At 51.0% G+C, this 26,435-nt stretch carries 21 protein-coding genes; 9 read left to right on the forward strand and 12 right to left on the reverse strand.

Going from position 1 to position 26,435, the window contains the following annotated elements:
• Positions 1–18: 18 nt before the first annotated feature.
• The gene (locus CRO57_RS21255) at positions 19–1,302 is read right to left on the reverse strand and encodes a DUF1963 domain-containing protein (RefSeq protein WP_097155536.1); all 1,284 of its coding nucleotides are present in this window, start codon (positions 1,300–1,302) and stop codon (positions 19–21) included.
• A gap of 342 nt (positions 1,303–1,644) precedes the next feature.
• Positions 1,645–2,253, reverse strand: a complete 609-nt coding sequence (locus CRO57_RS21265; RefSeq protein WP_097155538.1) for a LysE/ArgO family amino acid transporter — start codon at positions 2,251–2,253, stop codon at positions 1,645–1,647.
• 100 nt (positions 2,254–2,353) lie between these two features.
• Between CRO57_RS21265 and CRO57_RS21270 the strand changes: the two genes are divergently transcribed.
• Positions 2,354–3,250 (forward strand): LysR family transcriptional regulator ArgP, encoded by an 897-nt coding sequence (locus CRO57_RS21270; RefSeq protein WP_097155539.1) that lies wholly within the window; start codon positions 2,354–2,356, stop codon positions 3,248–3,250.
• A gap of 51 nt (positions 3,251–3,301) precedes the next feature.
• On the opposite strand, the gene CRO57_RS21275 is transcribed toward CRO57_RS21270, so the two are convergent.
• Positions 3,302–4,279 (reverse strand): hypothetical protein, encoded by a 978-nt coding sequence (locus CRO57_RS21275; protein ID WP_141401306.1) that lies wholly within the window; start codon positions 4,277–4,279, stop codon positions 3,302–3,304.
• 372 nt (positions 4,280–4,651) lie between these two features.
• Positions 4,652–5,137, reverse strand: a complete 486-nt coding sequence (locus tag CRO57_RS21280; protein WP_097155541.1) for a RidA family protein — start codon at positions 5,135–5,137, stop codon at positions 4,652–4,654.
• A gap of 179 nt (positions 5,138–5,316) precedes the next feature.
• Between CRO57_RS21280 and rlmF the strand changes: the two genes are divergently transcribed.
• Positions 5,317–6,255: a 23S rRNA (adenine(1618)-N(6))-methyltransferase RlmF gene (gene rlmF / locus CRO57_RS21285; protein WP_097155542.1), complete on the forward strand. Its 939-nt coding sequence runs from the start codon at positions 5,317–5,319 to the stop codon at positions 6,253–6,255.
• A 352-nt stretch (positions 6,256–6,607) separates the two neighbouring features.
• Here rlmF and CRO57_RS21290 read toward each other — a convergent pair whose 3' ends face one another.
• Positions 6,608–7,027, reverse strand: a complete 420-nt coding sequence (locus CRO57_RS21290; protein ID WP_097155543.1) for an Rrf2 family transcriptional regulator — start codon at positions 7,025–7,027, stop codon at positions 6,608–6,610.
• A gap of 101 nt (positions 7,028–7,128) precedes the next feature.
• On the opposite strand from CRO57_RS21290, the gene CRO57_RS21295 reads away from it, so the two are divergent.
• Positions 7,129–7,824 (forward strand): class I SAM-dependent methyltransferase, encoded by a 696-nt coding sequence (locus CRO57_RS21295; protein WP_097155544.1) that lies wholly within the window; start codon positions 7,129–7,131, stop codon positions 7,822–7,824.
• A 26-nt stretch (positions 7,825–7,850) separates the two neighbouring features.
• Here CRO57_RS21295 and CRO57_RS21300 read toward each other — a convergent pair whose 3' ends face one another.
• Positions 7,851–8,288 (reverse strand): MarR family winged helix-turn-helix transcriptional regulator, encoded by a 438-nt coding sequence (locus tag CRO57_RS21300; protein ID WP_097155545.1) that lies wholly within the window; start codon positions 8,286–8,288, stop codon positions 7,851–7,853.
• A gap of 103 nt (positions 8,289–8,391) precedes the next feature.
• Here CRO57_RS21300 and CRO57_RS21305 point away from each other — a divergent pair, with 103 nt between their 5' ends.
• Both CRO57_RS21305 and CRO57_RS21310 read left to right on the forward strand, forming a co-directional pair.
• A complete protein-coding gene (locus CRO57_RS21305) occupies positions 8,392–8,820 on the forward strand; it encodes an organic hydroperoxide resistance protein (RefSeq protein ID WP_097155546.1) in 429 nt (142 codons plus the stop codon).
• Positions 8,821–9,327: 507 nt separating this feature from the next.
• Positions 9,328–12,468, forward strand: a complete 3,141-nt coding sequence (locus CRO57_RS21310; protein ID WP_097155547.1) for a bifunctional diguanylate cyclase/phosphodiesterase — start codon at positions 9,328–9,330, stop codon at positions 12,466–12,468.
• A gap of 109 nt (positions 12,469–12,577) precedes the next feature.
• Here the strand turns inward: CRO57_RS21310 and CRO57_RS21315 are convergent, their stop codons facing one another.
• The 3 genes from CRO57_RS21315 to CRO57_RS21325 all read right to left on the reverse strand — a co-directional run bounded on the left by CRO57_RS21315 (position 12,578) and on the right by CRO57_RS21325 (position 16,875).
• On the reverse strand, positions 12,578–13,876 hold the full coding sequence (locus CRO57_RS21315) for a dicarboxylate/amino acid:cation symporter (protein WP_244580179.1): 1,299 nt from the start codon (positions 13,874–13,876) through the stop codon (positions 12,578–12,580).
• Between the two features lie 174 nt (positions 13,877–14,050).
• Positions 14,051–15,481 (reverse strand): cysteate racemase, encoded by a 1,431-nt coding sequence (cuyB, locus tag CRO57_RS21320; protein WP_097155548.1) that lies wholly within the window; start codon positions 15,479–15,481, stop codon positions 14,051–14,053.
• Complete coding sequence (locus CRO57_RS21325; RefSeq protein ID WP_097155549.1) at positions 15,478–16,875, reverse strand: aspartate ammonia-lyase; 1,398 nt, start codon at positions 16,873–16,875, stop codon at positions 15,478–15,480. The genes cuyB and CRO57_RS21325 overlap by 4 nt, the downstream gene beginning before the upstream one ends.
• Positions 16,876–17,069: 194 nt before the next feature.
• Between CRO57_RS21325 and CRO57_RS21330 the strand changes: the two genes are divergently transcribed.
• The gene (locus CRO57_RS21330; protein ID WP_170956205.1) at positions 17,070–17,963 is read left to right on the forward strand and encodes a LysR family transcriptional regulator; all 894 of its coding nucleotides are present in this window, start codon (positions 17,070–17,072) and stop codon (positions 17,961–17,963) included.
• 29 nt (positions 17,964–17,992) lie between these two features.
• On the opposite strand, the gene CRO57_RS21335 is transcribed toward CRO57_RS21330, so the two are convergent.
• Entirely contained in the window at positions 17,993–18,712 is a 720-nt protein-coding gene (locus tag CRO57_RS21335; RefSeq protein WP_097155551.1) for an SDR family NAD(P)-dependent oxidoreductase, read from the reverse strand.
• Between the two features lie 103 nt (positions 18,713–18,815).
• Between CRO57_RS21335 and CRO57_RS21340 the strand changes: the two genes are divergently transcribed.
• Together CRO57_RS21340 and CRO57_RS21345 are read left to right on the forward strand one after the other, a co-directional pair.
• Positions 18,816–20,336 (forward strand): cryptochrome/photolyase family protein, encoded by a 1,521-nt coding sequence (locus tag CRO57_RS21340; RefSeq protein ID WP_097155552.1) that lies wholly within the window; start codon positions 18,816–18,818, stop codon positions 20,334–20,336.
• 108 nt (positions 20,337–20,444) lie between these two features.
• Positions 20,445–21,185: a hypothetical protein gene (locus tag CRO57_RS21345; protein ID WP_141401307.1), complete on the forward strand. Its 741-nt coding sequence runs from the start codon at positions 20,445–20,447 to the stop codon at positions 21,183–21,185.
• A 186-nt stretch (positions 21,186–21,371) separates the two neighbouring features.
• Here CRO57_RS21345 and CRO57_RS21350 read toward each other — a convergent pair whose 3' ends face one another.
• Together CRO57_RS21350 and CRO57_RS21355 are read right to left on the reverse strand one after the other, a co-directional pair.
• Complete coding sequence (locus tag CRO57_RS21350; RefSeq protein WP_097155554.1) at positions 21,372–24,932, reverse strand: Ig-like domain-containing protein; 3,561 nt, start codon at positions 24,930–24,932, stop codon at positions 21,372–21,374.
• A gap of 406 nt (positions 24,933–25,338) precedes the next feature.
• Positions 25,339–25,629 carry a hypothetical protein gene (locus CRO57_RS21355; protein WP_097155555.1) on the reverse strand — a complete coding sequence of 97 codons (291 nt, stop codon included), beginning with the start codon at positions 25,627–25,629 and terminating at the stop codon, positions 25,339–25,341.
• Positions 25,630–25,744: 115 nt separating this feature from the next.
• On the opposite strand from CRO57_RS21355, the gene CRO57_RS21360 reads away from it, so the two are divergent.
• Positions 25,745–26,431: an alpha/beta fold hydrolase gene (locus CRO57_RS21360; protein WP_097155556.1), complete on the forward strand. Its 687-nt coding sequence runs from the start codon at positions 25,745–25,747 to the stop codon at positions 26,429–26,431.
• The last annotated feature ends 4 nt before the right edge of the window (positions 26,432–26,435 follow it).

Consider the following 26,435-nt stretch of genomic DNA (forward strand, 5'->3'; position numbering starts at 1 on the left):
TACTGTCAAGCACCTCTATTAGTTTGTAATATCATACATAATAGAGCTGAAGTCTCCCTTTTTAAGATCAGAGCGCTTAATTAGCAGAACCAGAGAATAGCAGTCTCCCCAAATCCAGCCAGTTAGTTTGCTGGTGGGAAGCTCTAGAAGTATTTCGTTTGGACTTTCTATTCCATGTGGTGTGTAAATGTGGCCAACTGGAGCATGGCCCATCACGCCCATTCCCTGCTGAGCTTCTTTTTGCCAAGTTGCTTCCAAACGATCTTGTAATGCCTTTGGAAGGGCCTGAGACTTGGATGTGTAAGCCGTCAACGCGTGGTTAGTCAGAGAGGCGTTGTAGCGGCTCCACCATCCTTCAATGCTTGTCCGAACTGGTAGTGGGTCGAGAAGTTTCGTTTCTCGTAGGACCAACTCGCAATAGCCATCCCCATCGGTACGGGAATATTCAAAATCATAGCAATCAAGTTTTTGAAGTTCTTTTATATAGCCATTTATCCGGTGCTCGCATATTTTCCTTTCTGCGCGCATCTGGCCCTCAATTTCAAAGAACCGAACGAAGGTGCTGAGCATTATTGGTTTCTGGCGTTCAAACCACGCTGCATCTTCTGGGCGTAGTTTTTTCATCGCTGGAAACCTTACGATACTTTTTGCCATATCGATCACGGTTTCGGAGAGGCAATCAAGGAGCAATGATGTTGTTTGTTCATTGAACGGGTGGTAAGCCGGATCTATAAGTGTGCCAGACTGCTGGTCCTCTGCCAATATTGGCGCGCCTATTTCGTGCTGTTCATTGCCAGAACGTCTTTCGACGACGATCGGCCACTTCGGGAGCACAAAAGTTTCTGGGTTTTTAAAGTCATGGCAGCGGGTCCAGCTAGCATCATTTGGAAACTGCCTGGATAATGGGGTAGCAACTTCGGCCAACGGTCCTTCAAAATGCAACAAGGTAGGTTTAAGTTCCCCCTCTGCAGGCAGAAAAATGGCAAGCCAACCTGATCGTGGGCCAAGACCCGACCATAGATCTTGTGGCAGCGCAGCGAGGTCTATTTGACCCACGAAAACAAGCTTCTTGCCGTCTTGTTCGGGCCAAGGCATTTTTTCTGGGAGTGCGGTTTTACCGCCAAACCAACCTGCAGAGGGCCCAGCTCCAATCGGGATTTGCGGTTTGAGCACAGCGATTGGCCGCGTTTCAGCGCGCGCAGTTTCCTTCATTCGTTCTGTTTTTTCTTGATGGTCAATAAAATTCTTTAAGAAAGTCTTTGCGTTACCATCTGACTTCTTCTTGCTCCTGCGACCAAACATGAGAAACTCTCCACGCGCTTACAAACACCCAATACACGCAGGGGTTTAGAATTCACAACTTAAGTTGCGGTTAATTTGGCTCGGTTTGTGAAAAGTATTATCGCCAACTCAATCCTATTCTCTGTTATAAGAACTCGTTGGCTTTAACGTTGCCAATAGCGATATGAGGCACTATTGGGTCCAAGGTAAAATTCCATTTGCAGACATTCCTGCTACACGCAGCATTCGCCACAATGGGCACTTTTTGTGAGTTCGCTGCACCCAGTACGAACGGTAAATCTGCGCTAAACCAGCACCTCGCCTTCAATCCCCATCGCGCACCTGTGTGCCCACCCCCCCCCATCACCTCCCAAAGAGAAGACCGGCGGCGATGCTCCACATGATCAGGGCGACGAGCCCGTCAAGGACCCGCCAGGAGGTTGGCTTGGCAAAGACCGGGCGCAGGATCTGGGCGCCATAGCCCAGCGAGAAAAAGAAGACGAAGGACGCCGATGCCGCTCCCATGCCGAAGCTCCAGGCCATGGGGTCATATTGGCTGGAGACCGTTCCCAGCAGCACAACCGTATCGAGATAGACATGCGGGTTCAGCCATGTCAGGGCAAGACAGGTTAGAATCGTCGGCCAAAGGGGACTGTCAGCTTGATCAACGGGATTGAGCCCTTCCGCCTGCCCGCGAAAGGCAGAGCGCATGCTGATTGCGCCATAGATCAGCAAAAATAATGCCCCGGAATAGCGCATGGCCTGATCAAGCCAGGGCACCATCGCAATGATCTGCGCAAAGCCCACGACCCCTGCTGTGATTAGAAGCGCATCGGATATGGCACAGGTCAGCACCAGCGGCAAAACATGTTGGCCGCGAATGCCCTGACGCAACACAAAGGCATTCTGCGATCCTATTGCCATGATCAAACCAAAGCTGAGCAAAAATCCGGAAATGAAGGCCTGCATCATGGTGCTATCCTCAAGAAGTCTGTGTGTTTTCCTTTGCTATCAGGATGAGATGAGTTAGAGTAACTAATGTTGCTAATGATAAATTAGAAATTCTAATCTCATGTTTGATTATGACCTGTTGGAAGCCCTCGCCAGCGTTGTTCGCACCGGCTCTTTTGATCGGGCGGCCAAACAGCTCCATGTCACCCCTTCCGCCATTTCCCAACGGGTGAAGCTATTGGAGGAGCGCGTCGGAACGGTGCTGGTCGTGCGGGGTCAACCCTGCGAAGCGACTGAGGCCGGATTGCGCCTCTGTCAACATCTCGAACAGGTCGCCCTTATGGAAGGCAATGTGCGCGATGCTCTGCCTGGCAGTGCCGACGGAATGGGCCATGCGGTCCCAGTTCGCATAGCGATCAATGCGGACAGTCTGGACACATGGTTTGTCAACGCCATAGCGGAGCTGCCCGATGTCTTGTTCGATGTCGTGGTGGATGATCAGGACCACAGCGATGAGTGGCTGAGGCGCGGAGAAGTGGCCGGTGCCGTCACCAGCCGCAGCCAGTCAATTCAGGGCTGCGACAGCAAGCTGATCGGCAACTTGCGCTATCAGGCCACGGCCAGCCCTGTCTTCATCGAGAAATTCTTCCCCGATGGTCAGGTGACGCTTGATGCTTTGAAACAAGCGCCCTGCATGATCTTTGATCGCAAGGACCAGCTGCAATATCGCTGGATGAAACAGGTCTTTGGTCAGGATTTCTCTCCCCCATCCCATTGGTTGCCATCCACCAATGCCTTTGTGAAAGGAGCCCTTGCCGGGATCGGATGGGGCATGAACCCGGAGCTTCTGGTGGCCGACCATATCGCCAGCGGACGGCTGGCACCGCTGGTGCCCGGGACACCATTTGATGTGCCGCTCTATTGGCAAGCCAACCGTGTCGCCGGAGCATCAATCGCCAAGGTCAGCGAAGCCGTGCTGAAAGCAGGCCGCGCCGCCCTTCGCGCAACCACAGAGTGATCAGCGATGAGAGATCCAGACACTTAGTGCCCGAACACCTTGTCTGATAAGTCAAAAAATCTTGATATACAGGAGATAGAGCGCAACCGACCAAAACCCCGCCTTGATAATAAATTTCGTCGCAGGGTGCACTTCCTGCTTTGAAGTTGCATTTTCGCTGGCGGGAGCTTTTGTTTGAACGACATGCCATTGATCTGTGGTTCGATATTTTTTTTGATCCTTGCTGACAAAGTCCGCATCACGCACGTCTTCGGCATCATCTAGCAGCTCAAGATGCGTGAATGTGATTTGCTCGATCTCGATGGTTTTCGAAATTGCGTCGGCAATAGGTGTGCCTGGTTCAAATTTTTTCTTTTCTGGGGCAGAAAAGGGCGCACACTTTATTCTGGCAACAACGAAAGGGCGAAGAGCCAAGCCCAAAACCCCGCGAAATTGCTCTGTTTCTTCGTGTTGCGGCAATACACCCAGAAGAGCATCATATATACTGGGTTGAAGAAACAGTTCCGCACGAAAGCCGTTATTTCCACTCCCGTACCGAATATATGTATCTTCGGTTTCATATTCTTCCAGAACCAGCTTGGCAGGCAAAGAATTATAGGAAAGCCTTTCCACGGAGACAGATGATTGAAGACCCTGCAGCCATGCCTCTTGATCGCTTAGAAAATCTGACAAATCAGAAAAGAAACCGATCCCGAGCCGAAAATGGTCAACACTAATATGATTGCCATCGGCTGTTGCCTGCATTGCGAGGTAAAATTCCGGGCCGTTTGAAGCAGGAGAAAGCGGCTCATGTGAGATTGTAACTGGAATTTCAGGGCGCTGCTGAAGAAGTTCTCGATGCTTCTCCATTGCACGTTTCAGCGGCAAATCAGCAGCCTCAAGTTCTTTGTTAAGCCGGGTCAAATCCAGAGGATGATCCAGTCCTTTTCGTCTCAAACGCTTTTTGGATCTGAGATGAACCTTTTCGCGTCTAGCTACGTTCTGCTTAACAAGGCGCTCTGCTTCCTTACTTTCGAAAAATTCTTCCAACTCCGGGTGAACGGCTTTCAGCAACTTCTTTCTTGTCGAGATTTTGTCTGCTCTATCGGTTGAGCGTGCATCACTCATTGTCGGACTATCCTGTTCGCACTGAGGACGATTTCATCGCCCATACCAGCTTTGTCCATTGGCTTTGCAAGAAGGATTTTTATATCGAAAAATCTCACTAGCAACACGATAAGAGCATCTTATAAAATCTCTAATATAAGTTGAATAAAACCACTCAATCCGCGATCAAAACAGCTGATGGAAGAGATTGCTGCGATCAGAAAGAAAGACCGCTTTCAAGAAGTGCGCAACATCGACCCCACCCATCCAGCCTAACACCAGAGAGAGATCCAAACCCTGTAAATCCAGGCCAAATCAGCACAAAATCTGGACTTCGCCTTCAATCTCCATGGCAAAGCCAAGAGGCAATGCAGAGACCCCGATGGCAGAGCGGGCATGACGACCCACGTCCGGTCCAAACACATCGATCACAAGATCGCTGAAGCCATTCACCACCAGATGCTGCTCATTATAGCCGGGGGCCGAGGCAACCATGCCAAAAACACGGCTCCAACCGACAATGCGGGACAGCTCTCCAATCTCTGCCTTGATATTGGCAAGCACCGACAGCCCAATCATTCGGGCATCGGCATAAGCTTGCTCGGTGGTGAAATCCGCTCCCACCACACCAAAGGGGCCAGCGATGGTTCCGTTTGGCGCACTTTTGGGGCTGCCGGAGAACAACAATCTGTCTCCACGAACATTGATGAAAGAGAATGGCAGATGCACACCATCCGGTACTTTGGCCGGTGCTGGCAATTCCAAGCCGAGTTCAATGAGTCTTTCTTCTGGAGTGGTCATTTCGAAATTCCTAAAACAGACATATTTAAAGACTTTAGCAAAAGACATATCCGATTCTTGGATCCTCGTCCGCTTCAGCTACTCGGCAGGTCCTTGCGCGTCAGCTTGGGGCCAAACATTGTTTTCATTGACGATTGCCTTTAGAGAGTTAGACCATCAACTCGAATGAAAGACGCCCCATGGCCAGCAACACCAAACTGCATCCCCGTAGTCACCATATTGAGGGGTATGATTTTGTGCGGCTGGTGGCAGAGACCCCTGAGCTGGAGGCCTTCACGCTTCGCAATCCTGCTGGTCAGACGACGATCAATTTTCAGGATGTCGCAGCCGTCCGCATGCTGAACAGGGCGCTGCTGAAATCCTATTACGGCATCGACTTCTGGGATATCCCCGAGACATATCTATGCCCTGCCATTCCCGGCCGCGCCGATTACATCCACTATCTGGCGGACTTGCTTGCTTGCGATAACAATCAACACATTCCGCACGGACGTCATATCAAGGCGCTGGATATCGGCACCGGTGCCAGTCTGGTCTATCCGCTCATCGGCCAAAGCGAATATGGCTGGCATTTCACCGGCGTCGATATAGACCCGGTCTCCATCAAATCGGCACAACAGATTTGCGAATTCAACAAGCTGAACATCAATCTCAGACGACAAAAGACGGCAGAGAATATCTTCAAAGGCGTGATCAAACCCCGTGATGTCTTTCACATCACCCTATGCAATCCGCCGTTCCATTCTTCCATGCAGCAAGCGAACAAAGGCACCCGGCGCAAGTGGCGCAATCTTGGCAAAGGGCAGTCAAAGAAGCTCAATTTCGGCGGTCAAAATGCCGAGCTTTGGTGTCCGGGCGGCGAGATAAAATTTTTGACGCGCATGATCGAGCAAAGCACGGCATGCGCCGACCAGTGCCTGTGGTTCAGCTCGCTGGTGTCGAAAAAGGACAATCTCAAGCCCCTCTCCAGACTTTTGGCAAAAACCAAAGTGGCCGATTTCAAAATCATCGAAATGGCACAGGGTCAAAAGACAAGCCGTTTCATTGCCTGGACTTACATCAAGAAAAGCCAGCGATCTTCCTATCTGAAAGACGCAAACAAGCCCGCAGAGAGATGAGGCCTATTCTGACACCACCATACCAGGCGGTCATTCCATGCGGCAGGGAAAAGGCAGATGCACGCCCTCTGGCGCTTTGGTCGGTGCTGGCAATTCCAACCCGAGTTCACATAGCCTTTCTTCTGGAGCGGTCATCTCGAAATTCCTAAAACAAACATATATGCTAGGGCATAGGGCAATTCTTTCTGCTCACCACGTCGTAAGAGCTTGAAAATGAACCACATTGTCTTCACTCTTTCTCCTTGTGAGCAGAAAGACTTGCCTCTACCAAATGCACCGCATTTATGAGTCTACGGCCTAATACCAATCAGGATCTCATCAAACAAAACACCTGACGAAAATCCGGATTTTGTTAAGCTGAGACATCAATTTGCTTGGCAATTTGGCTCAGAAAAATCTCATCAAATTGTCTGAGTAAGATAATTTTGGCGTCATCCATTGCCTCTGAAAGCACATCATTTACTGCCAGTTCCACCTTACAATCTGATGAATCATTTCGAAGACCGAAGCAGAATATTTCAGACTGCCCAATTGCTTTGTAGACGTCCAGAAGAGTTATCTTATCCAATGGTTGTTCGAGCTTCCAACCACCTCCAGGCCCTCTATCGGATCGCACAATTCCTGCATCTCTCAGTCCTGCCATCATTCGTCGAAAGACAGCTGGATTTGTATCCATAGTTTTCGCCAAAGTCGTTGATGTCAGGGGGTTTTTTGCATGATCCAAGTGTAGAAGAACGTGCAGGACTCCAGATAATCGCGTGTCTTTGTTCATCCCAACAATTCGATTTCCCAATAGATATTTGACGATACATATCATTATTCGTATCATTTAAAGATACAATAATCAATAATGGAGATTATGAATTGCCAAAAATGGAAGTCAATCCAAGCGCCCTGTCCAAAGCAGGGAATGCAGCAAGTTATGCAGAACGTGTGCAGAGGCAAGTTCCAGGACTGCAAAGCCTGCATCAAATGGTCGGTGTCCTGCTCTCAGAAAGAGTATCCAAAGATGGTCATATTCTTGTTTTGGGTGCGGGCGGAGGAATGGAACTCAAAGCCCTTGCTACACAATATAAAAGTTGGAAATTCACCGGCGTTGACCCATCTATGGACATGTTAAATCAGGCTGCAGTCACGTTGGGTGGAGACTTGGAGCGTGTCACTCTTGTAAACGGTTATATAGATGACGCACCACAGGGTCTATTCGATGGTGCGGTCTGCCTCCTGACCCTGCATTTTCTTCCATTGAAAGAACGCTTACGAACAGTCCGTGAGATTTTTCGCAGACTTGATACAAGATCCCCATTGATTGTAGCCCATCACAGCTTTCCGCTTGAAGGAGGGCAGAAAGATCTGTGGCTTAACCGTTATTCTGAATTCATCAGCGCTTCTGGTGTCGATGTCCATAAATCCAAGAGCAGTATCAAAGCGATGCGCGAAAAACTACCCGTGCTGACACCAACAGAAGATGAGAACATTCTAGAAGATGCTGGCTTTGGGAACATCCAGTTATTTTATACCGCATTCACATTTAAGGGTTGGGTAGCCTACAAAGACAATGCCATATAGCATCCGGGCGTAAACGAACTGCGGCCCTACTCCGTCCCGCGCAGACGATCAGCCAGCTCGAAGATCTGATCGCGAAGCGCCAGGAGATCGACCGCATCATCCTCTGCCTTGCGGATCACGCAAATCCCGATATCATGGGCTTTCTCCTCGAGCTGTCTTCCCTTGTCTGTCAGGGAGACAATCACGACGCGCTCATCATCCTTGTCGCGATTGCGCATTACAAAATCAGCCGCTTCCATGCGTTTGAGAAGCGGCGTCAGGGTATTGCTTTCCAGCACCAGAGATTTGCCCAATTCGCCCACACTCAGCGCATCCCTTTCCCAAAGAGCCAGCATCACCAGATATTGAGGATAGGTCAGGCCCAGCTCGGCCAATAGGGGCCGATAGAGCTGGCCCATGGCATTGTTGGCCGAATAGAGGGCAAAACAAAGCTGCTGGCTGAGGGGAAGAGTGCGTTTTGTCATGCTTCTCTTTTATATCGGACACGATTTGATCGCAAGCCTTGACATTTTGAAAGGCATCAATATATCGTTCACGATATAATCGCCACCGATAAAAGGAAAAGTGATGTCTGTTTCTCCAATCTATACCGCACATGGATCAGCCACTGGCGGCCGCGATGGTCAAGGCTCAGTCACCGGCACCGATCTGGTTCTGGATCTCGCCCCGCCAACCGAGATGGGTGGCGATGGCAACGGTTATAACCCCGAGCAGCTTTTCGCGGTGGGCTATTCCGCTTGCTATATCGGGGCGATGAAGTTCGCCACCACTCAGGATGACAGCCTGCCAAAGGTCCCCGATGATGTGAATGTGGCCGCCGAAGTCGGCATCGGTCCACGGGATGCCGGTGGCTTTGGCCTGACCGTTCTGCTGAAAGTGTCCCTACCCGGCGTGGAGGCTGGTGCAGCCGAGCGTCTGACCGAAGCCGCCCATCACATCTGCCCCTATTCCAACTCCGTGCGCGGCAATGTCAATGTGAAAACCGAGCTGGTTTAGAGCGTGTTCCTGAAAAGTTGTAGACTTTTCAGATAAGAACTCGCTTAAAACAATGAGCCTGTTCGGCGAAAAATTGTAGACTTTTCAGATAAGAAAGCGCTTCAAGACATAGACCTGGAAATACGGACACCCCTCACCACCCGGTGCCAGGGGTGTTTGTCTGTTCGCATACCCCAAAAAACCGATGCCACAAAGAACAGAAAGCCTGATCCAGGCCAATATCCATTCCCGACCGAACGATCAACGGATAGTTTTAGCCATCTCCACGAATTGAGCAATAATCAATTCATCAATGGAAATATTGAATGGAATAAATATTTTGACATAAATGATCAAAACTTAAAATTATATAATTAATACATTGTTATATTAGATCAATATATAATTTTTAAACTATAAAAGACAGAGAAAACCAAAAATAACTGAAGACTTCAATATATATATTGATTGATCGTGACCAAAATTCGGATCTGATCTATCAGACGAACGGAATATGGGGGATGCAACATGGCTGGATCAGCTGAAAATGAAGGCAAAACCTTAAAAAAAGCTGCTGAGTCGTCTATGGATCAGGCAATAGCCCATCGCTTCAGACCACATGTTCTTGGCCTTATCACGACCTTTCTGGGTCTTTTCATCATATTCGGCCTCGTCGGAAAATTGCAGCATGATGATCGCCTCAGAATTGCCTCGGAGCTGGAGCGCGAGGCAGCGGTGCTTGCCTCGGTCATCAAGGTAGATCTGTCGACACGTGTTAAAAGCCTGCAACGGATGGCAGATCGCTGGAAGGCGAGTACCGGCACACCCAGAAATGAATTTCTGTCAGATGCCCAAGCCTATATTCAGGACCAGCCCGGCTATCAGGCACTGGAATGGGTGGACACCAACTATATTGCCCGTTGGGTCGCACCACTAAAAGGCAATGAGGCAGCGCTGAATCTCGATCTCGGCAAGGAACCAAGAAGAAAAAGGGCGCTGGAAAAAGCCAAAATCAAAGAAGGTCCTACCCTCTCCCAGCCCATTGATCTGGTTCAGGGCGGCAAGGGCATGCTGGTTTATCTGCCGCTTCTGCGCGACAATCAGTTTGACGGATTCATTCTGGCTGTCTTCAAGATCGAAACCTGGCTCAACACGCTTTACTCAAAGGCGCATTTTGAGAATGCGGCAATCACGATGGGCGGATGGAAACCCGAGGACAGCCTGCTGGTTGATCTTGTCACAAGGGTAAATCTTTCTGTTCATATGGACAATATGCTGATCCATGAATCAAGGGTCGCCGAAGATGCCATCAGCCTTCCCGGAGCCAAAATCAAATTTGCTTATGCCAATCAGGCCTTCAGTGTACATGCAGTTCCAACCGAGGCCTTCATCAAGGCGCATTCTTCACAACTCACCCAGTGGGTAGCCGTTCTTGGCCTGATCTTCTCGACGGCATTTGGTTTTATCATCTATCAGCTTTTCGTCGCGCGCGAACAGCGCGGGGTTGCTGATCATGCCCGCAAAGACCTGAACGCCACCCAGCAGCATCTGCTGGCCTCGGTCAATGCCATGCGCAACGGCATTGCCATCTGGTCATCCGATGACGAACTTATCATGGCCAATTCCGCCTATCTCGACCTTGTTGACCCGATCAAAGACTTCATCAAGCCGGGCCTGTCCCACGACACCCTGCTGGTTCTGTTTCGAGAATATGGCATCTGGGGCAAGGATGAACGCTCGGATGAAGAATTCTACAAGCAACAGCGAGCCTTTCGCCGCAGCGCGTCTTTCACATCGGAAGAGCGCAAGCATGCCGATGGCCGCGAAATCATCATCGAGCGCCATGCCCTTGAAAATAACAGCGTCATCACGGTTCTGATTGATGTCACCGAGCACCGCCAACGCGAGCACAAGCTCCAGTCTGTTCAGAATGAGCTCTCCGCCAATCTGGAAATTCTCAAATCAACCTTCGAAAACTTCCCCGGAGGCATCGGTGTCTATTCGCAAGCTCTGCACCTGACTGCAGCCAATTCTGCCTTCTATGAGACCCTGCATCTATCAGAGGAGGACTTTCCGGTCGGCTCGAACTTCAAGGATATCGTGCGTCATCAGGCCCATCGGGACGAGCAGAACAGAGAGGATATCGACAGCCATATCAGCGACGAAATATCCCGTGTCAGAAAAGGTTGCGAATATCGCAGACGCAATCGCGATATCGACGGCACCGTTCTGGAAATTCATGATTTCCCGATCAAGGGTGGCGGCTTCATCACCACCTATATGGATGTCACCGAGAATGAAAATCTCGTCAGGAAACTGGAGCATATTGCCTATTATGATCAGTTGACAGGCCTGTCCAACCGGGCCAGCTGCCAGCGTGATCTCACCGAGCAGTTTTCCGACAATCCGAAACAGTCCGGCTTTGCCCTCGTACAGATTGATCTGGACAATTTCAAGCGCGTCAATGACACATTGGGCCATGCAGCAGGCGATCATCTGTTGCGCACCCTTGGCAATCGCCTTATTCATCTGTCCAATGATCTGCCCGGCTTCAAACCCTATCGTTGGGGCGGCGATGAATTTCTGGCCATTGTCGCAGGATATGACAGCGATGGCCTTGACGATATCTGCGCAGAAATCACCGACATCATCTCCATTCCGGTCAAATATGAGAGTTCCACGCTCAATCCTACCGTGAGCCTGGGCATTGCCCGCTATCCGGAAGATGCCGACAGCCTTGATGCATTGATGATTTTCTCCGATCTCGCGCTCTACAAAACCAAGGAACTGGGTCGCGATGGCTATCAATTCTTCACCAGCGAGATGAAGGACAAGATTGATATGGAGGCCCGGATCGAGACAGATCTGCGTGTCGGGATCGAGGCAGATCAGCTGGAGCTGTATTATCAGCCGCAGATCGATCTCTCCGACGGCTCCATTTCCGGCTTCGAGGCATTGGTACGATGGAACCATCCGGAACAAGGTCTGGTCTCACCGGCATATTTCATTCCCATTGCCGAGAATACGGGCCTTGGTCCTGCACTCAGTCGCTGTGTTCTGGATCAGGCCATGACCACCGCTAAAGATTGGTCGAACAAAGGCGTGGATTTTGGACGGATCGCCATCAATCTGTCCCCACAGCATCTCAAACGCGGCAATTTCCTGGATGATTTCTCCGCTGCCATGCAAAAGCATCAGGTCAGTCCGAACCATCTGACTGTAGAGGTGCTGGAATCCTATCTGTTCGATGATCCCAATTCGGACATTGCCAATATCCTGACCCTGCTGCGCGAGCGTGGCATTCTGGTAGAGCTCGACGATTTCGGCACCGGTTATGCTTCCCTGTCGCATCTATCGTCCCTGCCGGTCAATGGCCTGAAGATCGATCAATCCTTCATCCGCGAAATCAATGAGGACATCAAACAAAGCGGCATCGTCTCATCACTCATTTCGATGACCAATCTGATGGGAATGCATGTGGTCTGCGAAGGGGTGGAAACCCGCGAACAATTCACGATCCTGCGGCAATTCAGCAATTGCTCTGCCCAAGGCTATTTCATTCAAAGGCCCATGGACAAACAAAAAACGGAAAGCTGGATCGAACACTGGCATCCCGCTCGATTCCTGGCCGAAATCGACAAAATTCAACCGCTCTTCGGCGCAGCATAGAAATTGCACCACACAGTCGGCCACCTGAAACCAGGCAGCCGACCGGGAAAACGGATCCCCGGAATTGCAAATCCATGATCCGGATTGCTTTCAAAGAGTGAATTTGGCCCTATGTCTTTGAAAGAGAAGCTGCTTCCAACACATGCGGTTTGTCATAGGCAGCCAATTCCAGCTCATTTTCGGATTTGGCGATCAGAACGGTACAAGCAGCATCGCCGGTAACATTGAGCGATGTACGCGCCATATCAAGAATACGGTCAATACCCGCAATGATCGCGACACCTTCCAGCGGCAAACCAACCGAAGACAACACAAGCGATAACATGACAAGGCCTGCACCGGGAACTCCGGCAGTACCGATGGAAGCAAGGGTGGCGGTCAGAATGATGGTCACATATTCCGACATGCCCAAATCGACACCAAAAGCCTGTGCCACGAACAAAGCTGCAACCCCTTGATACATGGCAGTGCCATCCATATTGATGGTTGCTCCAAGAGGAAGCGTGAAGCTCGCAACAGAGCGGTTCACACCCAGATTCTTTTGCACCGCAGTCATGGTCACCGGCAAGGTACCCGAGGACGAGGTGCTGGTGAAAGCAACGATCTGAGGCTCAACGATGCCTTGAAAGAAGCGCACGGGGTTCAGACGTCCAAGAGCAGTTATCAGGCCACCATAAACAAAGATGGCATGCAGAACGCAGCCGATATAAAGAGCGGCGATAACGGTTCCCAATGGCAAAAGCAGATCCAGACCATATGTGCCTGCAACCCATGCCATCAACGCAAAGACACCATAGGGAGCAAATGAAATGACGATTTCCGTCAGTTTCAGAACAACGGAATTCAGGGATTCAAAGAAATCTCTGACCGGTTTTCCGACCTCCCCGACCAGATTGATCGAAAGACCAAACAGGATGGCGAAGAAAATGATCTGCAACACCTTGCCATCGGCAGCTGCCGCAATGGGATTTTTAGGAACGATTGCAACCAATTGATCCAGGAATGACGGTGCGGCTTTCGCCTCCATGGCAACGGCAGTACCCAGATCAATTCCGACACCAGGCTGAAACAGGGTGCCCAGAACCAAGCCGATGGTGATGGCAAAAGCAGTCGTAAGCAGATAGAAAACAATCGCCTTCAAACCGATCCGTCCCATCCGGGCAATATCGCCGATTGACGCCATGCCACAGACCAGAGAAACAAAAATCAAGGGCACAATCAGCATCTTGATCAGCGAAAGGAACACCGTTCCTATATATTTGATGGTTCCGGCAATCGCCGCATTACCGGTCATGTTCAGCACACAGCCAACCACAATTCCAAGAACCAGCCCGACCACGATCTGCTTCCAAAGCAGCATATTCCGCCACGGGGCAAAAAGCCCTGTCTTTTGTTTCACATTACCCATTTCTCTCTCCCTGTTTTTTATGCAGCAAATGTGGTGAAGCTGCATGAAATTGCGCCACGTTAACACCAAGCCGCGTTTCAAAGCCGTGCAAACTGCGAAATGGCGTTGCAAATTTTGCAAGCCACTGTGATCACTCGAAAATTTAGTGATGAAAAGGTACGCTCATGACCTCAATCATGAACCAAGCCGCACACACCGGCGCGCCAGCGCATCGGTCGGATCAACCGGCACCACACCCAGACAGTCCGGACCATCAGCGACGATGAGCGGAAGCTCGGTACAGCCAAGAATGATCGTTTCGGCACCTTTCTCAATCAAGTGCACAAAGGCCTGCATGATCTGCTCCTTGCAAAGCCCGTCCGTATATCCGGCTTTCACGCCCTGTGGCCCATAGATGGATTCCATCACCTTGGCCTGAAAAGGTCCATCCGGAATGACCGCTTCCAGTCCGACCTCCTCCAGGGCATTCTGATACAAGCCGCTGTGAATGGTCCCGTTTGTCGCAAGAATACCCACACGACGCGCCTCGGGCAGCTTCTGTGCGATATACTCCGTTGTGGTCGAAAGAATGCTGACAATCGGAATATTCAGATGCCGCTGCATCCAGTTCACATAGGCATGTGCCGTATTGCACGGTATCGCAATCACATCGGCACCACCGCGTTCCAGCTTCTTGCAGGTTGAATAAAGGGCAATGGTCGGATCCGTTCCGTCATGGATCAGATTTTCTGTTCGGTCCGGTATCTGGGGATTCTGTTCAACCAATATCTTGATATGATCCTGATCCCGAGAAACAGGCGTCGCCCCAACCAGCTTCGCCATGAAATCCACGGTGGCAGCAGGCCCCACGCCGCCAACCACCCCCACCTTGAAACGCCGCCTGCGCTCGACATCACTGACCTTGAGCGCATGACGCGCATAGAGGGTTGCCGTATTGATGGCAATCATGCCCTCGGGGAACGAGAGCAGATCGAACAACAAGGGCATCTCGCTCAGACCAGGGACAAAAACCTCCGCACCTTGCGCTGCAAGATCCGCAAGCGCCTGCTCGATCGGCACAAGAATATCCGGCCCCTTGTTGCCGGACTTGAAGCTGTTTGGCCCATAAATCGCATTCATGACCGCCAGCTCCATCTTCTCTGACGGATAAACCACCGCTACATCCTGACCAAACAACCGCTCAAAAAGGCCACTATTCCGCACAAAGGGCGTCGTCAGAACACCGATTTTCGACGGTTTTTCAGCAAGGGCATCAATGGCATCCCCGATCGCATCAGTCATGCTGATCAGGATCAGATCAAGCTCGTCCTCCAACTCCTGCAAAAAGCAATGGGTGATGAAACAAGGCAGGAGCGCCGCATCACATCCCTCCCGCTCCATTCGCGACAAGGTATCGAAAACATGAAGCTTTCGATGGACGGGATTGTAGCTTTCCATCATCGGGATGACAGGTTCACGCAGTGGCTTCTGCTCGAAGACCAGCTCTCGATGATCCCCTTCCGATCTGACCGGGGTTGTCTCCACTATTCGGTGCAGCAAATCAGCGCCCGCGAGCGCCCCCAGCCCACCGACAATACCCAGCCGAAGAGGCTTGCCGGGGATCATGCCACCCCTCCTGTATGGCCAAAGGTCAAATGCTCCAAAGAGACTTTGGCCTGATCATCCGATAGCGCAGGTTCCACAGCATTGTGCAGGCTCAGCCCATTGATCTGGGCATATTTTGCCAGCTTGGTCGCAGCCTCATATCCAATCACCGGAGCCAGCTCCGTTACCTTCACAAGACTGTTTTCAAGCAGGGCCCGACAGCGTTCTTCATCGGCAACAATATCTTTCACACAGCGTTCCGACAGAACCGTCATGGCATTGGTCAGAGAGCCCATGGTCTCCAGAACCTTGTGAATGATCACTGGCTCCATCGCATTGAGCTGAAGCTGGCCCGCTTCCGCAGCCATGGTGACGATCAGATCATTGCCGATCGCCTGATAACATACCTGATTGACCACTTCCGGAATGACCGGGTTCACTTTTCCAGGCATGATGGACGAACCGGCCTGCACAGGCGGCAGCAGAATTTCGCCAATCCCGGCTCTTGGTCCGGACGACATCAGACGAATATCATTGCAAATCTTGGAAAGCTTGATACCGATCCGCTTCAATGTTCCGGAAAACATCACAAACGCTCCAAGATCGGAAGAGGCTTCAATGAGATCAGCGGCAGGAACCAGAGGCTGGCCGGTAATCTCGCACAGATGGGCAATTGCCGTTTCACCAAACCGTTCTGGAGCATTGATGCCGGTGCCGATGGCGGTCCCCCCCAGATTGACCTCCATCAGCAAGCGGGACAGATCATCCAAACGCTCGCAATCTTCATCAATCGTGGTTCCAAATCCCCTGAATTCCGCTCCAAGCGACATGGGAACAGCATCTTGCAGCTGCGTCCGCCCGACCTTCATGACCGGGTCGAAGACCTCAGCTCTTTCATGAAAAGCTCTGCTCAGAGTGCGCATCGCATCCCGGAGCGGATTGATACGGGCCAGAACCGCAAGCCTGATTGCAGTCGGATAGACATCATTGGTCGATTGGGATCGATTGACATCATCATTGGGATGCAGCTGACCATAGTCTCCAATATCGGCTCCCAAGGCTCTCAATCCGAGATTGGCAATCACCTCGTTGGCATTCATGTTGGTCGAGGTTCCAGCCCCCCCTTGCATGACATCAACAACAAAATGTTCATGATGATGACCATCAAGAATTTCGTCGCAAACCTTCGCAATGACTTCGGTTTTGCGAGCTGATAACCGTCCAAGATCCCTGTTCGTCAGAGCACATGCCTTCTTGACGGCGGCCAGTGCCACGATCAGCTCCGGATAATGGCTGATCGATACACCCGTGATCGGAAAATTTTCCAGCGCACGCTGTGTCTGGCTTCCCCACACAGCATCAGGAGCTATCTCAATGGTTCCAAGACCATCTGTTTCCATTCTCATTGCAGTCATCGTGATTTCCGTCACCAGCCTCGACAGCCAGACAGAACATGCTGGCCGAGTTTGTGTTCGCTCATGAGCCCAAACGCTAACCCCACATGTTTCACAACACCATCACATCTCGCGCATGGGCATTGCATATTTTGCAATGGACAGGAAATCATGAGATGAATAAAGGCAAGGCGCACCAGCTAAAACGGAGACATATGATGGAGATTGAATGGTTGGAAGATTTTCTGGCTCTGTCATCGGCGGGTGTTTTTGCCCGCGCAGCAGATGCGCGAAACATCAGCCAGTCCGCATTCACACGGCGGATAAAAAACCTCGAATATTGGGTTGGAACCCCCCTGTTCAACAGAAATGTTCACCCGGTAGAACTTACATCAGCGGGTGTGGCCTTCAAGCAGACGGCCATTGATACGATCAACGCCTTGAAACTGACCAGAAACGATATCAGAAATTCCACACGGCGCGAGGCAGAAAGGCTTGATTTCGTTGCCCTTCACGCCCTGGCAATTTCATTTTTTCCCTTTTGGCTGAAGCATATGATTGGCCATTTGGGACCGATCAAATCGCGGCTGATTGCCGAAAATTTCTCCGGTTGCGCAGAAACCATTCTCAATGGCAACGCAGATTTCATGCTGTGTTATTCTCACCCCTCTGTCCCAACCATATCAGATCAGGAGCGATATCCTTCAACCACAATCGCACGGGACAGGATCATCGCAGTAAGCGCTACAGAAACCCACGGCAAAGCCAGATATGATTTCGATACGGAAAACCAGACCCCATTTCTGTCCTATCCTCCCGATACATTTCTTGGGCAGATATCGCGGGTCTGCATACAACGCGGCAATCTTGAAGACAGGATCACGCCCACTTATGAAAATTCGGTCGCAGAAGCGCTGAAATATGCCTGTCTGGAAGGTCATGGCATCACATTTTTGCCTGAAGGGGTCGTCAAACGGGAGCTTGCAGAGGGCATATTGATCAAGGTAAGTCAGCCAGCCTATGAGACACAGATCGATGTCAAACTATACCGCTCCATCGAACGGGCCAGACCGGAACTGGAGCGCTTTTGGCGATTGGCACAAAAATAAACCCACCCCCAACCAAACAGACAAATGACTTATGGTGCGATCTCCTGACCGTCCCAGGCGAAACATCTGCCGCTTTGATCGGAGGAAAGACTCAGCAACACGTCCAGCATTTTGACCGCCGAATGATCAGCCGTGAAAAGCTGCCCTGCTGGCAGATTGCTCTGGAAGGGCTGGGACAAGGCGCTATCCACGGTGCCCGGATGCATGCCGACAATAACCGCCTGCTTGTTGCGTCGCCCCACCTCAATAGCGGCATTCCTGATGATCATGTTCAGCGCGGATTTGGACGCCCGATAAGAATACCAGCCCCCCAGACGATTATCCGATATGCTGCCCACCCGTGCAGACAAAGCGGCAAAAACGGACCGCTCCTTGCGATTGAGTTTTGGCAAAAAATGCTTCATCAGCAACGCAGGCAGAATTGTATTGACGAAAAAGAGCCGTTGAAGCTTTTCAGCCGATAGATCGCGCAAGGCTTTTTCCGGCTGGACCTCCCGATCATGCAACATGCCGATGGCAACGAAGACCAGATCAAGGGGCATATCTTTGCTCGCCATCTCAGCCGCAGCAGCAATCCCATCCTCACTTTCCATATCAAGGGAATGACCGACGATGCCACCGCCAGACTGCGCGCAGCCCGAGCGAGAAAAAGCATGCAGCACCGCATCCGGATAGACATGCGCCAATTGCCTGACCATCGCCGACCCGATGGCCCCGGAACTTCCAATCACTGCGATATTCCTGATCATCCTGCCTCCAATCAGCTGTGCAGGGCATGATCTGCCCTTCTGTATGATGCGTATTTATAATTGATACGTACAGGCAAACAACCAGATCACATCGAGCCTTTTCATGACCACATTGCGACTGATTTTAGGAGATCAATTGAGCCCGTCCATATCGGCACTCGAGGAATGCGACCCAGCCAAGGATGTCATCCTGATGTGTGAGGTTTGGGATGAAGCGACCTATGTGAAACATCACAAGAAGAAGATCGCCTTTCTCTTCTCGGCCATGCGCCATTTTGCCAGGGACCTGACCGAGAACGGCTATCAGCTGGACTATGTAAAGCTGGATGATCCGGAGAATTCAGGCTCGCTACAAGCTGAGGTCAGCCGTGCCCTGAAGCGTCATGCAATAGAGCGCATCGTCGTAACCTTTCCCGGCGAGTATCGTTTGCTGGAAGAATTTCTACGCTGGGAAAGCCTCTTCAATCTGCCTGTTGAGATCCGCCCGGATACGCGCTTTCTTTGCTCGCCTGATGGCTTTGCCAATTGGGCCAGGGGCCGCAAGCAATTGCGCATGGAATATTTCTATCGCGAGATGCGAAAGCATTATTCCGTGCTAATTGAAGGCGATCAACCAGTTGGTGGGCAATGGAATTATGATGCAGAAAACAGAAAGCCGCCATCAAGCGGGCTGAGCATTCCAGATCCTGCCAGCTTCGCCCCCGATGACATCACAAAAGAGGTGCTGAAGCTGGTGGCCGAACGCTTTGCCGATCACTTTGGTGATCTGGAGCCTTTTGCCTTTGCCGTCACCCGCGAAGACGCACTGAGAGTGCTGGGCCGTTTCATCGCCCAGCGCCTGCCCCATTTTGGTGATTATCAGGATGCCATGATTGAGGGAGAACCATGGATGTTCCATTCCCATATCAGCTTCTATCTCAATTCCGGCTTGTTACACCCCATGGAATGCATCAAAGCGGCCGAACGCGCTTGGCATGAAGGTCGCGCGCCGCTGAATGCCGTGGAAGGGTTCACCCGCCAGATCCTTGGTTGGCGAGAATATATACGCGGCATCTATTGGCTGAAAATGCCCGATTATGGGCAAACCAATTTCCTTGAGGCCAAGCACGATCTGCCTGCTTTTTACTGGACTGCAAACACCCAGATGAATTGCCTGCGCCAATGTGTGCTGGAAACCAGGGCCAATGCCTATGCCCATCACATTCAGCGGCTGATGGTTCTGGGCAATTTCGCCCTTCTGGCCGGGATCGAGCCCAAGCAGGTCAATGAATGGTTCCTGATCGTCTATGCCGACGCCTATGAATGGGTCGAACTGCCAAATGTCTCGGGCATGATCCTCTATGCCGATGGTGGTCTTTTGGCCAGCAAGCCCTATGCAGCAGGCGGAGCTTACATCAACAAGATGTCCAACTATTGCAAATCCTGCCGCTTCAAGGTGAGCAAGAAAAACGGCGCTGATGCGTGCCCGTTCAATTATCTCTATTGGGATTTCCTCGCCCGCAATCGCGACAAACTGCAAGACAACCCGCGCATCGCCATGATGTATAGAAGCTATGACCGCATGAGCGAACAAAAACATCAGGCCATAGCGGATGATGCGAGACGTTTCTTCAAAACACTATGATAGCTATACTCCCACGAAGCAACGTTGCAATTTCCTTGAGTACCAGACCTCACTACACTAGGTTCAAGTGGAGTATTTGGGGCGTTGGAACAGACAGGGCAGCGTGAGATGATAATCAAAAAACTGTTTGGACTAATGTCATCAAAGTCCAAACAGGAAACAAAAGAAGAAACAAGACAGCGCCAAAACAACTATATCAAAGCTCAGCACCGCACATGGCAATTGGCTTGGCATGATCTCTTCAATCAGGATCCCGGTCAGGCCAGCGCGGACAATGCGGCAAAAGACAGCCAGATCCCGGACGATCCCAATTGTGACTACAGGTTGATCTTCGGCTTTTGCGAAATCACAAAAGGCACCCGTGCTGCTTGTCTATCCCTGTTGCCACATGGTGATGAATTGACCAAACGGTTCGAGCAATTTTACAACACGCAAAACACCCCCATTCCACCAGCCAAAGCCATGGATTTGGCCGGAAAACTGACCGAAACCATAAATAACTGCCATATCAATTTCGAAGCAGACTGGAACAACATAATCATCGCTGAGATGAACGACAAAACAGCCCTTGACGCACTCGAAATCGAACATGATCTTCATGAGTTGTTTGAAGGATCTTTACTCGAACCACATCCTGAAGAAAAACTCGAAATGCTTGCTGCAGATCTGTTTCTGACAGAGCCATTTTACGTAGCGGCGGGCAATTATTATCAAGCCGGTCGCTGGATCACTGGCCTCTATCATGAACCTGCTCGAGATAAATGTCTCGCCATCGTCTATGCGCTCTGGCTGGGCGGATGGGATCTCTCGGTCGGTCGCAAAGGCATTGCCCTTATCCCGCTTCGCTAGATCAAAAATCTGGTAGATTTGGCGCCAAAATGGCCAAGCCATTGTTTCCAAGAATATTCTTGTCCGAAAACCGCACACACTTTTCAGAAATATGCTCTAGATGTGATAGGAGCCCCTCTGGCAAGATGGAAAGACACCATCATGCCAGAGGGAGACACTCATTTTCTTCTTCTACCCCGATTTTGATCAGGCCAGTTCATCCTGAATGACCACTGTCTGGTCATTGAAGGTCACTTCTTCAAAGCCATAGAGGAAATCGACTTTGTTCGTGGTCTGATTATAAACCGCGACGCCATTGCCATCTTCCGTTCGGGCAAAGTTCCAGTCCGATGAGGTGCCGTCAATCACGAAGACATCCTTGCCATCCGTGCCACTGACATATTCGAGCTCATCGGGATTATCCGTCACGATGGTCCGCCCCACATTGCTGGCGGTCAGATCGATTTCCGTATCATTGAAACGCAAGATTTCGAAGTCATAGACAATATCAAAGCCTGCATCATTCCAGATCAGAATACCTGCTCCATCATCTGATTTTGCCCAATTGTAATCCTTGGACGCCCCATCAATGACAAAGACGTCATTGCCGGCAGTGCCACCAATATATTCCTCGATGCCAGCTTCATCCTTCACCTTCATGGCTTCAGACCCGTCACCGGTCAGCTTCACACTCTTGTCGGTAAACTGGATAGTCTCGAAATCATAAAGGATGTCAAAGCCCTGATCATTCCAGATCATGGTGCCTTGGCCATCATCACTCGGCCCCCATTGATAATCGGTGGATTTGCCATTGATGATGAAGGTATCTGTCCCGACCGTACCGGAAACATACTGCTCCTCACCAGCAATATCTGTGACATTGATCTGACCGACCTTGTCACCTGTTAGATCCACGCTCTTGTCAGAGAACTGAATGGCCTCGAAATCATAAAGAATATCAAAGCCATTGTTGTTCCAGACCAGCATGCCCTCACCATCATCGGACGGTGCCCAATTATAGTCCGAAGACTTGCCATTGATGACAAAGGTATCCTTATACTCGGTTCCACCAAGATATTGTGTCTCGGCAGGATCATCCTGTACGGTAATGCCCTTGGCCGTCACAGTCACCGTCACCGTTGCCGTGGTGGTCTTCTTGCCGTCACTCAGCACATAGGTGAAGCTATCCTCACCGACAAATCCGGAATTTGGCGTATAGACAATCTTGTCATCAGATGTGTCATTGGCTGTTCCGTTATTGTCGATCCTGACACTGCCATTGGCCGGGTTGGTCACGGACGCTATGGACAATATATCTCCATCCGGATCCGAGTCATTGGCCAGAACATCAAGAGTGAGCGCATCATCCATCTTGGTGCTGCCACTATCATCCTGAGCAACCGGGGCCTTGTTTGCATTGGCCTCCGCGTCGGGGATCAGCCTCACATTGTCCAGATCAATATCGTAATTCGCGCCAGACCCCGATGTCGTATCCGAAAATTTGATGGTGGTGCTGTCACTGGTAGCCGTAAAAGTGAACGTGAAATATTTCTTGTCGGCACTTGTGAAAGGCCCGCTTATTGTTTGCACAAAATCAGCACCACCCGCTCCAAGAGCCTCGATCTTGAGTTTCGCGGCAACACTGTCCAATCCCTTGGCCTGACCCACATCAAATGTCAGGATATAGGTCTTGCCTGTTTCGGTTTTGACGGTCTGGCTGATGGAACTTCCACCATATTGATTGCTCCAACCGCCAAGGGCAACGGATGCCTCCCCATCAGATGCCCGGGCAGGATCAATATGACGCCCTGTCGGGCCTTCAATTGTCCAGCCATGAGGGGCTTTGTTCAGCCCCGACGGCCCCATCTCGAAAGAACCATTGAGAAGCAGATTGTCAACAGCGCCATCAAACGTCATCTGTTTGCGGTTGAAACCGGGACCAGACCAGTCAAGGTCCAGCCTGCCAGGGCCGCCGCCTTCAAAATAGCGCACTTCAATCTTGTGAAGACCGGCATCCAGATTCAGCGTGACGGTTTTCTGTGTCGGAGCTTGCATGCCATCATTATCAATGACCAGCTTGCCATCGATATAGAGTCTGGCTCCATCATCGCTGGTAAAATAGAAGGTATGTGAGCCATCCCGGGCGACATCGAAATCACCCGTGGCCCGCATGGCGAAATCATCTTTCGGACCGCCGGTATAATAGGCCTCGCTACCGCTATAATCGAGCTTGTCCAGCTGTTCGACATGCGCCGGATTGGCATTTTCAAAATCAATCTGGTCCAGACTGGTGACATTGGCCGGGATGCTGAAAAATTCAGCGCGCAGATCCCCTGTGCCGTCAAACAAAGGCTGGGTCGGCTCCACCGAGACCATCGGCGCAACAGATGGAACGCCAGCCTTGTTCCAGGCAAACAGCATCCAGCTACCGGCGGAAACCTCATTGGCATTTTCCGGCAGGGTCACTTCAATAGTGTTATTGGGGCCGAGCTTGAAGTCCAGCTTTACCATTCTGGCTTCCATATTGAAGGAATGGGTCGCAGCACCGGATTTCACAAAGGTCAACTTGGCGATATCGGCGGCATTGTCAGCTGTGATCGTGAATGTCTGGCCCGGCTTCAGGCTGTCAGGAACACCGGAAATGACCGGACGATCTGCCAGTGTACCATCTTCATTATACAGATAAGGCGGGCGATAGATCTGGCTGTCGAGATAATTGTTTTCTGCAGATCCGGCAGCGCCACCACCAAGGGAAAGCACCGTGCCATCATTCAGCAGAACCGTCGCGGAATGATAGAGGCGCGGCTGGTCTTCATCGGCACCATAGGTGATCGTGCCGGTCTCCGGATCCCAGATGGCAGCGGTTTTATCCGCGCCGGATTCCTTGTTGCCCACCGATGTACCGCCATTGACCAGAACGGTTCCGTCGGCCAGCACGGTCAGATCAGACCAGTTACGGTCCTGGCTGAGCGCACCGGATTTCTCAAAAACAGGTGTCGGACCATTGATATCCATGGTCCACAGATCACCATTGGACGCCATGACCAGCAGCTTTCCGGCTTCATACATGATGGCCGGAGCATCCCAGGAAAAAGCAAAGGGAAGCGTACCAATCTCGGTCAGGCTGCCATTGCCGGACGGGTCCAGCGACATGACTTCGATCTTGTTGTCATTGCCCTTCGATGTGGCAAAATAGATGACCTGCCCGTCCTTGTTCAGAAAAGCACGAGGATAGAGAGAGGCCGCCCCCAGATCCGTGTCAGTCGCCCCATCCAGCTTGCGCCAGCCTTCACCGGGCGTGAAGATTTCCGGGGTAGAAACACCGCGGCCATTTTCATCGGTGCCACCCAGAATGACAATTTGCCCGGTTGGCAGCGACACCATGGACGGATACCAGCGGGCAAAATGCATGTCCCCGACCGCTGATGCCTCCAGAGAAAGATCACTGCTGTCAAATTCATTGACATCACTGACGCCCTTGTTCGTCCCACCGAGCGGACGGCGGTCCCCACCACCAATCAGGATCTTGTCCGTTCCAGGAAGAATGATCGCCGCAGAGCAGAAAATATCCGTCGGCGTGGTATTGGCCAGCGTCTGATGGGTGCCGGTCACAGGGTCATAAACATCATAGATGAATTGCCCGCCCTGCATGCCACGGCTGTCAGTGCCAAATGTCAGCACCTTGCCATCCTGTGTCACAATGGCATGAAGACCAATCAACGGCCATGCTTTCAGATCGTCCCAACTTCCCTTGGTATTTCCCGTCATTCCAATTCTCCCCCATAGAGCGCGTTAGAAAGGCCCGGAGGATCTGAAGACATCTCCCGGCACAAGTCATTCGCTCAATGGCAGCAATGGCCATGCCAGATTGATGGCCGAACGAGGAAACCTCATGGCAGAGTTAAAGAAGGGTAAAGGCTAAAAACACCTGGGTGAAAATTGAATGAGAACAGAGGAGCCTATGGCAAAATGGATCAAACAAGATCCGATATACTTGCAAAAATCAAAGCAGCTTCAGGCAAGAAATCTTGGCTGTTCCGCCGTCTCGAACTGGATCAACAACACTCGGATGCGTCATCTTGGCACGGCCCAGATCAGAATCTTCAGCATCGGCAGGATCAGATGTGATACGACCATTCGCGAATTCATCAACCGATATTAGGTCAGGGCACCATTACAGGCGAGCATGAATAATATCGCCTGCTTGCTCCTGATCACAGATTTGAACGAAAGCCAGAACATCCTCGAATGATTCATCAGGATGTGACGTAGTACACATGAACCGATCCTCCTTGCTTCCGTCCCCAACGATGATTTCATCGACAATGTCTTCAATCCGCCTGCTATCAGGGCCAAAGATCGCCAATAGCGAAACCTTCTCTGCCAAACACTGTTCGACAAAAGCATCCAGACGGCTCTCATCCATGATCGGACAATAAAGAATATATTTAGGAGCACCATTCATACGAGAAATGATATCATCGTAAAATCAAACCAGACAAGCTGAAATCAACAATTTGGAAATTGGGAAATCGCTTACAATTGGTGACCTTGTAAGAATAGCAAACTAAACTACAACCATGAAAATTCTCACGCTCCCCGGACTGGATGGCACTGGCGCATTGTTAGCTGAGTTTCAGGCAGAGCTTGGCCAGAAACATGAGGTGTCTGTGCTGTCTTACCCCGCAGACCTCACCCGCTATTCCGATCTGACAGATTGGATAGCAGAGCGCCTGCCAGAAGAAGAGTTCGTGCTGATTGCCGAGTCTTTTTCCGGACCGCTGGCCGCCATGATTGCTGCAGGAAAGCCCGCTCACTTGAAGGGTGTGATCTTTGTTGCCACCTTTGCCAAATCCCCTCGCCCAGCCCCTGCCTTTCTCGCTCATCTGCTTTGCGTCATGCCAACTCGATCAAGACTTCTATCAAAGTACGCGCAACCGCTTTTAATGGGACCATGGGCAAGCAAAACCTTTACCGCGCTCTTCTGCGATACTATGGAAAAAGTTCCACCGGCTACATTGTCCAAACGCTTGCATGAAGTCCTGCAGGTCAATGTCACCAAGCAATTGCATGAGATCAACGTCCCGATGCTTTATCTGCAAGCCAGCAATGACTGGCTGGTGCCCAAAAGAATGGCCAAAGGCTTCGCCCAAGCCTCTTGCTCAATCCAAAACATCAAAGGGCCGCACTTCCTCCTCCAGGCCAACCCCAAAGATGCCTCACAGGTGATTGAGGATTTCATCGCCGAATTATCAAAATCGGAATAAACGA

The organism is Cohaesibacter gelatinilyticus (assembly GCF_900215605.1).
Lineage (GTDB): Bacteria > Pseudomonadota > Alphaproteobacteria > Rhizobiales > Cohaesibacteraceae > Cohaesibacter > Cohaesibacter gelatinilyticus.